This is a genomic window from Stenotrophomonas sp. YJH_SMC_101-4, from assembly GCF_059370395.1.
In genome coordinates this window covers 159,139-173,181 of sequence record NZ_JCAFTP010000005.1, presented here as the reverse complement: position 1 = coordinate 173,181, position 14,043 = coordinate 159,139, and the positions used below count along the sequence as shown (strand labels likewise).

At 68.5% G+C, this 14,043-nt stretch carries 13 protein-coding genes and 1 riboswitch; of the genes, 9 read left to right on the top strand and 4 right to left on the bottom strand.

What is annotated here, in order from left to right:
* The first annotated feature begins 216 nt into the window (after positions 1-216).
* Together AC5P8D_RS17360 and AC5P8D_RS17355 are read left to right on the top strand one after the other, a co-directional pair.
* Positions 217-906, top strand: a complete 690-nt coding sequence (locus AC5P8D_RS17360; protein WP_010484092.1) for a winged helix-turn-helix domain-containing protein — start codon at positions 217-219, stop codon at positions 904-906.
* Positions 903-2,249 carry an ATP-binding protein gene (locus AC5P8D_RS17355; protein WP_019338005.1) on the top strand — a complete coding sequence of 449 codons (1,347 nt, stop codon included), beginning with the start codon at positions 903-905 and terminating at the stop codon, positions 2,247-2,249. Before AC5P8D_RS17360 ends, AC5P8D_RS17355 begins: the two co-directional genes overlap by 4 nt.
* Here the strand turns inward: AC5P8D_RS17355 and AC5P8D_RS17350 are convergent.
* On the bottom strand, positions 2,246-3,715 hold the full coding sequence (locus AC5P8D_RS17350; RefSeq protein WP_329833679.1) for a sensor histidine kinase: 1,470 nt from the start codon (positions 3,713-3,715) through the stop codon (positions 2,246-2,248). The two genes, AC5P8D_RS17355 and AC5P8D_RS17350, sit on opposite strands and share 4 nt — an antisense overlap.
* Positions 3,712-4,431: a response regulator transcription factor gene (locus AC5P8D_RS17345; RefSeq protein ID WP_005407947.1), complete on the bottom strand. Its 720-nt coding sequence runs from the start codon at positions 4,429-4,431 to the stop codon at positions 3,712-3,714. The genes AC5P8D_RS17350 and AC5P8D_RS17345 overlap by 4 nt, the downstream gene beginning before the upstream one ends.
* A gap of 144 nt (positions 4,432-4,575) precedes the next feature.
* Between AC5P8D_RS17345 and msrB the strand changes: the two genes are divergently transcribed.
* The 4 genes from msrB to AC5P8D_RS17325 all read left to right on the top strand — a co-directional run bounded on the left by msrB (position 4,576) and on the right by AC5P8D_RS17325 (position 9,290).
* Positions 4,576-5,148: a peptide-methionine (R)-S-oxide reductase MsrB gene (gene msrB / locus AC5P8D_RS17340; RefSeq protein WP_057503809.1), complete on the top strand. Its 573-nt coding sequence runs from the start codon at positions 4,576-4,578 to the stop codon at positions 5,146-5,148.
* Positions 5,149-5,150: 2 nt separating this feature from the next.
* The gene (locus tag AC5P8D_RS17335; protein ID WP_191863302.1) at positions 5,151-6,920 is read left to right on the top strand and encodes a cytochrome c biogenesis protein DipZ; all 1,770 of its coding nucleotides are present in this window, start codon (positions 5,151-5,153) and stop codon (positions 6,918-6,920) included.
* Positions 6,921-6,934: 14 nt separating this feature from the next.
* Entirely contained in the window at positions 6,935-7,672 is a 738-nt protein-coding gene (msrA, locus tag AC5P8D_RS17330) for a peptide-methionine (S)-S-oxide reductase MsrA (RefSeq protein WP_010484097.1), read from the top strand.
* Positions 7,673-7,844: 172 nt separating this feature from the next.
* On the top strand, positions 7,845-9,290 hold the full coding sequence (locus AC5P8D_RS17325; protein ID WP_049410469.1) for an aminotransferase-like domain-containing protein: 1,446 nt from the start codon (positions 7,845-7,847) through the stop codon (positions 9,288-9,290).
* 122 nt (positions 9,291-9,412) lie between these two features.
* Here AC5P8D_RS17325 and bioD read toward each other — a convergent pair whose 3' ends face one another.
* Positions 9,413-10,099, bottom strand: a complete 687-nt coding sequence (bioD, locus tag AC5P8D_RS17320) for a dethiobiotin synthase (protein WP_159359751.1) — start codon at positions 10,097-10,099, stop codon at positions 9,413-9,415.
* 68 nt (positions 10,100-10,167) lie between these two features.
* On the opposite strand from bioD, the gene AC5P8D_RS17315 reads away from it, so the two are divergent.
* A complete protein-coding gene (locus AC5P8D_RS17315) occupies positions 10,168-10,650 on the top strand; it encodes a GAF domain-containing protein (protein WP_004140850.1) in 483 nt (160 codons plus the stop codon).
* Positions 10,647-11,009 carry a TfoX/Sxy family protein gene (locus tag AC5P8D_RS17310; protein ID WP_049453288.1) on the top strand — a complete coding sequence of 121 codons (363 nt, stop codon included), beginning with the start codon at positions 10,647-10,649 and terminating at the stop codon, positions 11,007-11,009. Before AC5P8D_RS17315 ends, AC5P8D_RS17310 begins: the two co-directional genes overlap by 4 nt.
* 89 nt (positions 11,010-11,098) lie before the next feature.
* On the opposite strand, the gene AC5P8D_RS17305 is transcribed toward AC5P8D_RS17310, so the two are convergent.
* Entirely contained in the window at positions 11,099-11,677 is a 579-nt protein-coding gene (locus AC5P8D_RS17305) for a histidine phosphatase family protein (RefSeq protein WP_049453290.1), read from the bottom strand.
* Between the two features lie 142 nt (positions 11,678-11,819).
* Positions 11,820-12,042: riboswitch (cobalamin riboswitch) on the top strand.
* A gap of 115 nt (positions 12,043-12,157) precedes the next feature.
* Here AC5P8D_RS17305 and btuB point away from each other — a divergent pair.
* Positions 12,158-14,002: a TonB-dependent vitamin B12 receptor gene (gene btuB / locus AC5P8D_RS17300; protein WP_495203519.1), complete on the top strand. Its 1,845-nt coding sequence runs from the start codon at positions 12,158-12,160 to the stop codon at positions 14,000-14,002.
* The last annotated feature ends 41 nt before the right edge of the window (positions 14,003-14,043 follow it).

Genomic DNA, 14,043 nt, shown 5'->3' with positions numbered 1-14,043 from the left:
TCAGCGATGGTCACCAGACGTATCACGAAGGTAACGTTTTGTAACGGCAACAAGCTATGCTGGACGCCAAGTTGTTGCCAGGCCTGAGGCCCGGCCCGCGCGCCAGCAACCCCGGCTGAATGGCGCCCGCCCCCTGGACCCGGGTGGCCCGAAGGCTGGGATAGCATCGCCGCGCTCGTGCCGTGGCGGTACGTATGCCCCACGGAGGCCTTGAAAATGCTGGATATCGTACTGGTCGAAGACGATGCCCGCCTGGGTACGATGGTCAGCGACTATCTGCAGCGGCATGGCTACCAGGTGGCCCATGAGCGCAGTGGTGAGCGCGCGGTGGCCCGGATCCTGGCCGAGAAGCCGGCCCTGGTCCTGCTCGATGTCGGCCTGCCCGACCAGGATGGTTTCGAAGTGTGTCGGCAGATCCGGCCCCACTATGACGGCATCATCTGTGTGCTGACCGCCCGCACCGACAACATCGACCAGGTGCTGGGACTGGAGCTGGGGGCCGACGATTACATCGGCAAACCCATCGAACCGCGGGTGCTGCTGGCCCGCCTGCGTGCGCACCTGCGCCGCCATCGCCGGGTCGAACCGCGCGACGGCAGCCTGCGCTTCGGCGAGCTGAACATCGACCCGTCCACCCGCAATGTGCACCTGCAGGGCGGCCTGCTGGAGCTGACCACGGCCGAGTTCGACCTGCTGTTCCTGCTGGCCAGCAACGCCGGCCAGATCCTGGACCGCGATGCACTGCTGCGCGGCCTGCGTGGCATCGCCTTTGATGGCCTGGACCGTTCGATCGATGCACGCATCTCGCGCCTGCGCCGCAAGCTGGGCGACAACCCTGAACAACCGGAGCGGATCAAGACCGTGCGTGGACGCGGCTACCTGTTCAGCCGCTCGGCATGGGGATGAAGCGCACGCCTTCGGCGATGCGCGGCCACGCCTTCCACTTCCTGCGCTACGGCATCGGCTTCCTGGTCGCCCACCTGCTGCTGATCGTGCTGGGCCTGTGGGCCTGGGATGCGCTGCTGGAAGACCGCACCGAAGCCAGCCTGCTGGCCGAGATGCGTGGCACCCATGCGCTGCTGCAGCAACGCTTCGCGGAAACACCGCGCGAGCAATGGCCGGCGCTGGCACGCGGGCTCGACGCCGACTTCGCCTATGCCCTGCGGATGGTGCCGCTGGCCGAGGCGGAAAAGGAGCTGTCGGCCAGCCAGCGACCGCCGCTCAACAACGGCCGGGTGCAGATCGACCTCGAACACATGCGCAGCCTGCAGCGGATCGGTGACAGCGACTATGCCGTGATGCTGGGGCCACTGGACGAAGCACTGCCCGATGAGGGGTGGCAGGACAGCGAAGTGTCCGGCGTGGCGATCCTGCTGCTGATCCTGATGGTGGCCGTGGCGCTGCCGATGTACGTGATGGTCTACCGCCTGTGGCGCGACGTCTCGCAGCTGGCCCAGGCCGCCCGGCAGATGCGCGACGGCCAGCTGGACACGCGCGCGCCACGCGCCGGCACCGCGCTGGTGCGGCCGCTGGCCAATGCCTTCAATCACATGGCCGAGCAGCTGCAGCAGCTGCTGGAAAGCCAGCGCGTGCTGGCCCAGGCGGTGGCACACGAGGTCCGCACGCCGCTGGCACGGATGCGCTTCGGCCTGGCCGACCTGGAGGACACTGCGCTGGACGAGATACAGCGCGATGCGCTGGGCGGCCTGCGCACCGATGTCGATCGGCTGCAGCACCTCACCGACGCCGGCGTCGAGTACGCCGCACTCGGTCGCTGTCACCAGCTGACCCGCCAGCGCCTGCAGCTGGCGGCACTGGTGCGCGGCGTGGTGGCCCAGTTCGCGCCGCTGCCGATGCCCGTGCAGCAGGCGCTGTCGCCGGCAGGGCTGGTCAACGTCAACCGGCACATGCTGGAACTGGCGTTGCGCAACCTGCTCGGCAATGCCCTGCGCTACGCGCGGCGGCAGATCCGCATCGCCAGCACCGTCAACGATGGCTGGCTGTGCCTGCAGGTGGAGGACGACGGCCCCGGCATCGCGCCCGAACTGCGCGGCCAGGTGCTGCAACCCTATGTGCGGCTGGATCCGGGCAGCCCCGGTTTCGGCCTCGGCCTGGCGCTGGTGCAGGTGGTGGCCGACAAGCATGGCGGCCACGTTGAAGTGATCGACTCCGAACTGGGCGGTGCCTGCATCCGCCTGCACCTGCCACTGGAAAGCGGCGGTGCCGTGGAGAGCGAGACGACCTGCTAGACCGCCGGTTCCGCGCGCGGCAAGGCAAACACGAACAGCGCACCCCGCTCGCTGTCGCGCAGTTCGATCCGGCGCCCATGCAGCTGCACGATGCGCTGCACGATCAGCAAGCCGAGGCCACCGTTGTCACCGCGTCGTGCGCCCAGCGCGGCCGGCGCCTGGAACAGCTGCGCACGCAGCGCGGGGGCTACGCCGGGGCCGTCGTCGGCAACACTCACCTCAACGCTGTCCGGCGTCGCGCGCAGGCACACCTCGATCCAGCCACCCTCCGGCGCATGCCGCAACGCGTTGTCGAGCAGGTTGGTCAGCACCCGCTCGACCAGGCCTAGATCGGCACGCACCAGCGGCAGGCCCGGCGGGAACCCGGCGTGCAGGCGCTGGTTGCGCGCCTGCGCGGCCAGCTCGAACTTCTGCAGTACGTCCTGCAGCAGTTCCGGCAGCGCGAACACTTCCCACTCCAGGCGCACTTCGCCATGTTCCAGCCGCGCCAGCTCAAACAGCGCACGCGCCAGCCGGCCAACCTTGGCGCTCTGCGCCAGCGCGATACCGAGGTAGCGGCGGCGCTCATCCGGCGACAGTGCGGCGTCCTTCAATGCCAGCGTTTCCAGGTAGCCGTGCAGTGACGACAACGGCGTACGCAGGTCGTGCGAGATGTTGGCGACCAGCTCGCGGCGCTGCAGGTCCTGCTGGCGCAGCTGCTGCCACTGCTCACCCAGCCGCTGCGCCATCTGTGCGTGCGCGTGTTCGAGGATCACCAGTTCGTCGCGCTCGCCGGGGCGCAGCGGCTCCGGCGGCGGCAATGGCGTGGGTGCGTCGATGTCGAACGCCTGGATGCGCCGGGTCAGCCGTCGCAGCGGGCGGGTCACCCAGTAGAACGCCACCAGCCCGGCCAGCAGGCCCAGGCTGCCGACCAGCACCACCGACCACCAGGTGGTGTTCCACTGGCTGCCGGCGGCAAGATCGTCGGCCAGCATCTGCCGGTGCTCGCCGACCAGCACCACGTACACATAGCCGGCCTGCCGGCCCTGCACGATCAGCGGTGCTGCACTGAACACCTTGCGGCCATCCGCGCTGCGCGGGTCATCGCCGAGGATCGGCAACGGCGCACCGGCCAGCAGGCGACGCAGCGGCGCCACGTCCACCCGGTTGCGCACCAGGTGCCCACTGGGTGCATCGTGGCCAAGGATGCGACCCTGGTCGTCCAGCAGGTAGACCTCGACGCTGGGATTGACCGCCATCAACTGGCCGAACAGCGCGCGCACCGCGGCATCGCGCATGCCGCTGGTATCCATCAGCTCGCTGCGCTGGGCGATGTGCTCGGCCAGGCCCAGCGACAGCCGCTGCACCACCTCCTGCTCGTGGCGGGTGTTGGCACGCATCTGCAGTGCCAGCAGCGCCATGCAGCACATCAGCATCAGCGCGGCGATCACCGCTGCCAGCTTCTGCCACAGGTTCGGCTTGATCATGCCGCCGCCCCGGCCGGATCGACCAGCTTGTAGCCGCGCCCCCACACCGTCAGCAGCCGCCGCGGGTTGGCCGGGTCCGGCTCGATCTTGCTGCGCAGCCGATTGATGTGGGTGTTGACCGTGTGCTCGTAACCGTCGTGCTGGTAGCCCCATACCTGGTTGAGCAGCTCCATGCGCGCGAACACCTGGTCCGGATGACGGGCAAAGAACAACAGCAGGTCGAACTCACGCGGGGTCAGTTCCAGCGCGTTGCCATCCACCGAAGCGGTGCGCGCGACCGGGTCCAGCTGCAGCCCGCCCAGCTCGATCGCACCGGCATCGATGCGCGCGCTCTGCGCCATCGCCTCGGCCCGGCGCAGCAGCGCACGCACGCGGGCCACCAGTTCCGGCATCGAGAAGGGCTTTGCCAGGTAGTCATCCGCACCCAGTTCCAGGCCAACGATGCGCTGCGTTTCGCTGCCACGCGCACTGATGATGATGATCGGCACATAACGCGCCATCGCGCGTGCACGCTGGCAGACCTGCAGGCCGTCCACGCCGGGCAGCATCACGTCCAGCACCAGCGCATCCCATGGCCCTTCCTGCTCAAGCAGGCGCAGGCCGGCATCGCCGCTGGCGGCGTGGGCGACGTCGTAGCCCTCATCGCCCAGGTGCATGCGCAGCAGGTCGGCGATGTGGGCGTCGTCTTCAACGATCAGCACGCGTTTGGTCGACATCGGCAGCTCGGGGCCAGTGGGGAGGCTGCCCGCATTGTGGCGCGGGACGGCCGTCGATACCTCACGAAAAATTGAATCCTGCGTGAGGATTCGTTGACCCGGGCGGGCGCAGCATGGCCCCGTCGCCCCTTCCCGGAGTCCGCCATGTCCCTGTCCCGCCGCCATCTGCTGGGCCTGGGCGGTGTTGCCACCGCCGCCGGCCTGTTCGGCCTGGGGGCCTGCAGCCGCGCCGCCCCGGCGGCCGCCGAAGCGCGCCCGTCGCGACAGTTCGAGGTCATGCACAGCGATGCACAGTGGCGCCGGCAGCTGACCCCGGCGCAGTACGCCGTACTGCGCCAGCAGGCCACCGAGCGCCCCTACAGCAGCCCGCTCAACAAGGAACACCGCCAGGGCACCTTCGCCTGCGCCGGTTGTGCGCTGCCGCTGTTCTCCTCGTCCACCAAGTTCGAGAGCGGTACCGGCTGGCCCAGCTTCTGGGCGCCGCTGCACAACGCCATCGGCGAAGACCGGGACGTCACCTTCGGGATGCTGCGGGTGGAGGTGCACTGCCGCCGCTGTGGCGGCCACCTCGGCCATGTGTTCAACGATGGTCCGCGCCCGACCGGGCTGCGCTACTGCATGAACGGTGCGGCGATGGTATTCGTTCCCGGCGCCACGGATGGCACCGCCGACGGCTGGCGGGTGCCGGTCGGTTCTTCCCCTGCTTCCGGAGCCTGACGATGCTGCTGTTGCTGCTTGCCTACCTCGGGGGCGCGCTGACCCTGCTCAGCCCCTGCATCCTGCCGGTGCTGCCGTTCGTGTTCGCGCGTGCCGACCGCCCGTTCCTGCGCAGCACGCTGCCGTTGCTGCTGGGCATGGCACTGACCTTCACCGTGGTCGCCAGCCTGGCCGCGGTGGGCAGCCAATGGGTGGCGCAGGCCAACCAGGTTGGACGCTGGATCGCCCTGCTGCTGATGGCGTTGTTCGCAGTCGCCCTGCTGTGGCCACGACTGGCCGACCATCTGCTGGCACCGTTCCAGCGGGTGGGCGCACGGCTGAGCGCGCGCGCCGATGCGGCCGATGCCGCCGGGCGTGGCGGCGCATGGACCTCGCTGCTGATCGGCATCGCCACTGGCCTGCTGTGGGCACCGTGCGCCGGGCCGATCCTCGGCCTGGTGCTGACCGGCGCCGCCCTGCACGGTGCCAGCGTCGGCACCAGCACCCTGCTGCTGGCGTATGCGCTGGGCGCGATCACCGCGCTGGCACTGGCGGTGTGGGTGGGCGGCCGCGTGTTCCGTGCGCTGCAGGCGCGGCTTGGCCTCGGCGACGCACTGCGCAAGGTGCTGGGCGTAGCCGCACTGCTGGCGGTGGTGGCGATTGGTCTGGGCTGGGATACCGGCCTGCTCACCCGTCTTTCGACGGTCAGCACCGCACGCATCGAGCAGGGTCTGCTGGATGCGGTACCCGGCGCGCAGCCGGCGGCACCGCCGATGATGATGATGGCCGGTGCCAACGCCGCAGCCGATGCACCGCTGCCGGTGGAAGGCACCCTGCCCGCGCTGGACGGCGCCACCGGCTGGCTCAACAGCCCACCGCTGACGGCCCAGCAGCTGCGCGGCAAGGTGGTACTGGTCGATTTCTGGACGTACTCCTGCATCAACTGCCTGCGCGCGATGCCGTTCGTGCACGAATGGGAACGCCGCTACCGTGACCACGGCCTGGTGGTGGTCGGCGTGCACACGCCGGAGTTCGCCTTCGAACGTGACCCGCGCAATGTGATGAAGGCCGTGCAGCAACTCAAGGTCGAGTACCCGGTAGCGCTCGACAACCAGTACACGATCTGGCGTGCGTTCAACAACCGCTACTGGCCGGCGCAGTACTTCGTCGACGCGCAGGGCAACATCCGCGGCCACCAGTTCGGCGAAGGCAACTACGCGCGCTCGGAACAGATGATCCGTCGACTGCTGACCGAAGCCGGACAGACGAATCTGCCACCACCGGCCGATCCCGCTGCCGCCGACCTGAAGGGCGTGGCCGCGCAGGCCGACATGGGCAATCTGCGCTCACCGGAAACCTATCTGGGCCACGCCCGCGCCGAGCAGTTCGCCTCGCCCGGCGGGCAGCGCAACGATGCGGCATTCGACTACACCTTGCCGGCCACCCTGGCGTTGAACCAGTGGGGACTGTCGGGGCGCTGGACCGTCACCGACGAGGCTGCGCAGTTGCAGCAGGCCGGTGGCCGCATCGCCTTCCAGTTCCATGCGCGCGACCTGCACCTGGTGCTGGCGCCGACCCAGGAAGGAAAGCCGGTGCGCTTCCGCGTGTTGTTGGACGGCAAGCCACTGCCTGCCGCCGATGCCGGCAGCGATGTCGGTGCCGATGGCAGCGGTGTGGTCAACGAGCACCGTCTGTACCAGCTGGTGCGCCAACGCGGCACGGTCGGCCCGCACCGCTTCGAGATCGAGTTCCTCGACGCGGGCGTGCAGGCCTATGCCTTCACCTTCGGTTGAACCGGGAGGACACGATGAAACTCTCCTTTGAACAGGGCATCGCCGCCGGTGTTGCAGGTCTGGTGGCCACGGCATTGATCGCCGGTGTGCTACTCGTTGACCACGGCGCCATCGCGGCACCGCTCGAAGCCAGCGCGCAGACCCAGGCACTACCGGCACCCACGGGCGACGCCGCGTTCCGCGATGACGCCCCCCACGCCAGCGTGGTGTTCGCCGGTGGTTGCTTCTGGGGCGTGCAGGGTGTGTTCCAGCACGTCAAAGGCGTGAGCAATGCGGTGTCCGGCTACATCGGTGGCAGCGGCGCCGATGCACGCTACGAGCGCGTCAGTAGCGGACGTACCGGTCACGCAGAAGCGGTGAAAATCGACTACGACCCGCGCCAGGTCAGCTACGGGCAGCTGATGCAGGTGTTCTTCTCGGTAGTGCACGACCCGACCCAGCTCAACCGCCAGGGGCCGGACCACGGCAGCCAGTACCGATCGGCGATTTTCACTGACGACGCACGCCAGCAGGCTGCCAGCCGCGCCTACATTGCCCAGCTCGGCCAGACCGGCAGCTACCGTGCGCCGATCGTCACCCAGCTGGTCAGCGGCCAGCACTTCTACCCGGCCGAGAGCTACCACCAGAACTACATGACGAACTACCCGCAGGCGGCCTACATCCGCTACTACGACGCACCGAAGCTGGCCGCGCTGGGCAAGCAGTTCCCGGCGTTGTACCGGCGCGATGCGGCGCTGGTGCCGATGCGCTGACGGCATTTCCCCTAGGGCTGATCGATGCTCGGCTCTACACACAAAAAAAAGACGCACGGCCATCCAGCCGTGCGCTTGGGAAGTATCGGCCGCACCCCGATCAGGCCCGGCCGACAACGACATGCTAGTCTCGCCATCATCATGGGTACAGCACCAGATGGCGGGAAATTCGATGGATACAGATGACCAGAGCGCGATGATCCCACCCCGCTACCAACGGCTGTCCGACGAACTGGCCGAGGCCATCCACGGCGGCCGGCTTCCAGTAGGCAGCCGCCTGCCCTCGCTGCGACAGATGGCCCTGCAGCGCAGGCTCAGCCTGAACACGGTGATTGCCGCCTATCGCCAGCTGGAGGACGCCGGCCTGGTGATTCCGCGGCCCAAGGCCGGTTTCGAGGTGGCGCCACGACTGTCGGTGCCGGAACGTTCGCTGCGTGACACCCCGTCCGCGCCCACCGCACCACTGCAGCAGGTGCTGATGGCCCGGGTACTGGAGGCACAACGTCGCCCCGGCGTGATCGACCTGGCCTTCGCCGGCCCGCGCGGTCGCCAGTTCTACCCCGGCGCGCAGTTGGCCAGGCACACCGCGCAGGTACTGCGCCATGGCCAGCAGACGGTGGAGACCTACGCGCGCCCGAATGGTTCGCCGCGGCTGCTGGCGCAGATCGTGCGCCGTGGTCCGCGCATGGGCCTGCACACCCACGCCGAGCGCCTGCTGCTGACCCACGGTGCAATGGAAGCGCTGCAGCTGGCGTTGCGTGCAGTCACCCAGCCAGGTGATGCGGTGGGCATCGAGGCGCCGTCCTACTTCAACCTCTACCCGTTGTTGGCCAACCTGGGCCTGCAGGCCATCGAACTGCCCACACACCCGCAGCACGGGCTCGACGTGGATGCGCTGGATGCGCTGCTCGAGCACACGCCGCTGGCCGCACTGGTGGTGATGCCGACCGTGCACAACCCGCTGGGCTGCACCATGCCGACAGCGGCCAAGCAACGCCTGGCCGAGCTGGTCAACGCACGGCAACTGCCGCTGATCGAGGATGCGGTTTACGCCGAACTGCAGTTCTGCGAACCGCCGGCGCCCCTGCTGAAGGCCTTTGATCGCGACGGCTGGGTGATGGTGGTCGGTGGTTTCTCCAAGACGCTGGCGCCGGATTACCGCATCGGCTGGCTGGATGGCGGCCGCTTCGCCGAGCGCATCGCGCTGCTGAAATTCCAGTCCACCGGCGGCGAGCCGCAGCTGCTCGGCGATGCAGTGGCCGCGTACCTGGAAGCGGGCAGCTACGAGCACCACCTGCATCGCATGCGTCGTCTGTATCGCGAACAGGTGGGGCGGCTGCGCCAGCTGGTGGCCGAACATTTCCCGCCCGGTACCCGCGCCACCGAACCACAGGGCGGGTTCCTGCTGTGGCTGGAACTGCCGGGCGTGGATACGCGCGAGCTGTTCGAGCGTGCACTGCAGGAGGATATCGTGTTCATGCCCGGCCAGGTGTATTCGCGCGGCGCGCGCTACCGGCATTGCCTGCGGCTGTCGTGCTGCCAGACGCTGGATGCGCGCTTCATCGGCGCGGTGGAGCGGCTGGGTGCGATTGCGCGGGAGCTGGCGCGGGCTGATTGATAGGTAGAGTCGACTGTTAGTCGACTGCTCTTCACCGGATGCCCGAAAATCCCGCGCTGCGCGCGCGAGTCGACTGACAGTCGACTCTACCCTCTCCGGCATCGATTTCGCGTTTCAGCAATTCAGGCGTCGAGCAGGTGCGCGCTCAGCGCTTCGCCATCCGCCCCCGGAAGATGCGGCAGCCGCCCCCAGCACGGCATCGGCAGGCGCTGCCGCAGCGTGGCGAAGTTTTCATCCTGCCGCTGCATCGCCGGGTCGATGTGGTTGCCGATCCAGCCCAGGCACTCCACGCCGCTGGCCTGCAGCGACTGCGCGGTCAATCGCGCGTGGTTGACGCAGCCCAGCCGCATGCCCACCACCAGCAGCACCGGCAACTTCAGCGCGCGCACCAGGTCGAGCTGATCCAGCGTGGCCGAGACCGGCGCCAGCCAACCGCCAACACCCTCCACCACCACCACATCGGCCTGCGCGCGCAGACGCTCGAACGCGGCCACGATCGGCGCCAGCGCCACCTGCACGCCGTCCTCGGCAGCGGCCAGCTCCGGTGCCAGCGGCTGGCGCAACGCATACGGGTTCAGATCGGCATAGTCCGGTACCGGCCAGCTGGCCGCCTGCAGCGCCAATGCGTCTTCGTTGCGCAGGCCCTGCCCCAGATCCTCGCTGCCGCTGGCCACGGGCTTCATGCCCACCGCGCGCAGGCCACGCTGGCGCAGTGCATGCAGCAGCGCGGTGCTGGCCGCGGTCTTGCCGATTTCGGTGTCGGTGCCGGTAACGAACAGGGCGGGCGGCAGCGTAGCGGGCAACGGCATCGATGGGCTCCAACAGGGCAACAGTGCGTGCATTATCGCCGGCCCGGCGCGCTTGCTAGACTGCAGGCATGTTCGCCAATGCCTCGCTCACCGGCAGCAAGCCGGAACAATACGCCCAGCTGCTGGAACAGGCCCGTGGCCTGGTCTACGCCGAGTCCGACCGCATCGCCAACGCGGCCAACCTCTCGGCACTGGTCTACCACGCCCTGCCCGACCTGAACTGGGTGGGCTTCTACCTGTACGACGGCAAGGAGCTGGTGGTCGGCCCGTTCCAGGGCCTGCCGGCCTGCGTGCGCATTCCGCTGGACAAGGGCGTGTGTGGTGCCGCCGCCAGCCAGCGCGTGACCCAGCGCGTGGACGACGTCGATGCCTTCCCCGGCCACATCGCCTGCGATTCTGCCTCGCGTTCGGAGCTGGTGGTGCCGCTGCTGCGCGGTGATGAACTGATCGGCGTGTTCGATATCGACAGCCCGAAGGTCGGACGCTTCGATGCCGACGACCAGGCCGGCCTGGAAGCCATCGCCCGCGTGTTCGTCGAGGCGCTGGGATGAGCGCACCGAAGCTGCGCAACATCGGCCCGAAAAGTGCGGCGTGGCTGCGCCAGGTCGGCCTGCGCAGCCGCGAAGACCTGGTTGCGATCGGTGCCGTGGGCGCCTTCGTCAAGGTCAAGCGCGCGGGCTTCAAGCCCAGCCTGAACCTGCTGTATTCCCTGGAAGGCGCGCTGCTGGACTGCCACTGGCAGGAACTGAGCGAGCCGCAGCGCGATGCGCTGGTGCAGGATTACGAAGCACGCATCGCCGCGCATCCGCTGAAGGCGGCCGGCCCGGCGTCGGGCCCGGTACATGAGCAGCGCTTCGATGCCGACGATGACGCTGAAGACAGCGTTGCCGAGGGCGCGGACGAGGATTGAGCCGCGCCCTTCTGTAGCGCCGAGCCCACGCTAGGCTGGCTGTTCTGATCGAAGTGCAGCCGAGCATGGCTCGGCTCTACAAGAGCAGATCAGGGCTGCTGCAGCTCCAGCAGCTCGCCCACCAGCCCGACCTCACCGCGTTCCAGCCACACCCGCAGGCGCGTGCCGTGGTCGATGCGCAGGGCCCAGCACAACGACATTGGCAGGCCGCAGACCTGCGACAGCACCATGCGCAGCGGGCCACCATGGCTGACCACCAGCGTCGGCACCGGATCGTCCTCATCGAGCAGGCGATCGAGCGCGCGCGCGATGCGCCGTTCAAAGTGGCCCCAGCTTTCGCCGTTGGGCGGCGGGAATGCATGCGGATCGGCGTGGAAGGCCGCCAGTGCATCCTCCGGCAGGTCGAACAGCGACTGCCCGTCCCAATCGCCGAAATCCAGCTCTTCCCATTCCTCGTCCGCTTCCACGTCCAGCCCACGCGGGGTGGCCAGGGCCATCGCCGTGTGCAGCGAGCGCAGCCGTGGCGAACTGATCACCCGCTCCCAGGGCTGCGCGGCGTAGGCGTCGACCAGTTCCTGCGGCAGGCGGGCCAGCTGCGGTGGATCGCTGCGGCCATCGAGGAACTCATCGCGACCGTTGCCGGCATGGCGGACCAGGTCGAGGATCATGCGCGCGTCCTGTACAGGCGACGCGGGAACAGCGGAAAACAGGCGGACATCGGCAACGGCACCACGGGATCAAGGGGCCATTCTAAAGGCACGGCAAAGGCAGTCGAGCACGCGCGGCGCTACGGGCCGCCTGCGATGCCGTAGACTGCGCGCACTTCCAGGTGACCTGCGGCCGTGGCCGGCAGGTTGAAACGGGAAGCCGGTGACGCGTGATTCCACGCCAGGCCGGCGCTGCCCCCGCAACGGTAAGCACGTCAGTTCCAGGCTACACCGCCACTGTGCCGCAGGCATGGGAAGGCGCCTGGACGGTGGCCCCAGGCCACCCGGCGGCAAGCCCGGAGACCGGCCCGGAAGCCTCAGGTCGCGATGCGGTGGGCATGGCGCTGGATGACCGCAGCCTGCGCTGCGGCGTCGGCGCATGCCTGCCTTCGCGGCTCCTCCCCTTCGCCACGCGGGCGTGCGTGGCACCTGGAGTCCCCCATGAAGCTGCAGTCCCGAATGCTGTCCCTGGCCGTGCTGGCCACCCTGCCCGCGCTGGCCCAGGCCGCCGATGACACCACTGCGCTCGACCAGATCCTGGTCACCGCCACCCGCACCCCGATCGCGCTGCAGGACAGTATCGCGCCGGCGCAGGTGATCGACCGCGCGCAGATCGAATCCAGCCAGGCCACCTCGCTGCAGGAGCTGCTGCGCGGCCGCGCCGGCATCAACCTGACCAATGCCGGCGGCCTCGGCAAGCAGAGCTCGCTGTTCCTGCGCGGCACCAACTCGGGCCACACCGTGGTGCTGGTCGACGGCGTGCGCATCAACAGTGCCGACCTCGGCCTGGCCATGTACCAGGACCTGCCGCTGGCGCAGATCGAGCGCGTCGAAATCGTTCGCGGCCCGCAGTCCAGCCTGTACGGTGCCGACGCCATCGGTGGCGTGATCCAGATCTTCACCCGCCGCAACAAGGGCGATTTCGCTCCGCACTTCCAGCTCGGCGGCGGCAGCAACGGGCTGCGCGAAGCCAGCGGCGGCATTGGTGGCGGCACCGAGCGCGGCTGGTTCGGTGCCGACATCGCCTACCAGCATTCCGACGGCATCGATGCCTGCCGCGGTTCTTCCTCGGTGTTCACCGCGGGCTGCTTTGCCGACGAGCACGACCGCGACGGCTACCGCAACCTGTCCAAGAGCCTGCGCGGCGGTTACAGCTTCAACGACCAGTGGAACGTGGAAGGCAGCGCACTGCGCGCCGACGGCAAGAACCATTACGACGGCTACTACAACTACTCCGAGACCCGCCAGCAGGTGCTGGCCGGCAAGGTGCGCTACACCCCGTCGGAGCGCCTGGCGTTCACCGCCAACGTCGGCCGCAGCGACAATGAATCCGACAACTTCGGCGCACCGGGGGTGTTTGGCAGCGCGCAGACCCATCGTGACAGCGCCTCGCTGCAGGGTGACTTCGGTGTGGCCGAGGGCCAGCTGCTGAGTGCCGGCGTGGACTGGAGCGAAGACAATCTGGACGGCAGCAGCGCCGGGTATCTCGTCGACAGCCGCCGCAACACCGGCGTGTTCGTGCAGTACCAGGGCCGCTTCGGCCGCCACCAACTGCAGGCCAGCGCCCGCAACGACGACAACCAGCAGTTCGGCAACCACGCCACCGGCAGCGTTGGCTGGGCGATGGAACTGGGCCACGGCCTGCGCGTCAACGCCAGCTACGGCACCGCGTTCAAGGCACCGACCTTCAGCGACCTGTACGACCCGTGGAGCGGCGTGCCGACGTTGAATCCGGAGAAGTCCAAGAGCGCCAACCTCGGCGTTTCGCAGCAGGGCCAGGGCTGGCACTGGGGCATGGATGTGTACGAAACCCGCATCGATGACCTGATCACCTACGATGCGTCCACGATGAAAATGCAGCAGGTGGAGAAGGCGCGCATCCGTGGTGCCGAGCTGACCGGTGGCGTGCTGCTGGCCGGCTTCGACATCAACGCGCAGCTGAGCTACACCGACCCGCGCAACCGCACCTACGGCAGCACCCAGTTTGACAACTGGCTGCCGCGCCGTGCACAGCAGACCGCGCGCCTGGACATCGACCGTCGCTTCGGCGATTTCCGCGCCGGCCTGACCGTACAGGGCGCGGGCAAGCGCTTTGACAACGCCAGCAACTCGGTGAAGGTTGGCGGCTACGGCACGCTGGACCTGCGCGCCGAGTACGCGCTGACGCCGTCGTGGTCGCTGCTGGCGCGTGCCGCCAACGTGTTCGACCGCAACTACGAGACCGTGGCGTGGTTCAACCAGCCGGGCCGTGAGTACCAGTTGAGCATGCGTTACCAGCCGAAATGAGGAAACGCGCCGGGCATTCCCGGCGCTTTCTCTGTAGAGCC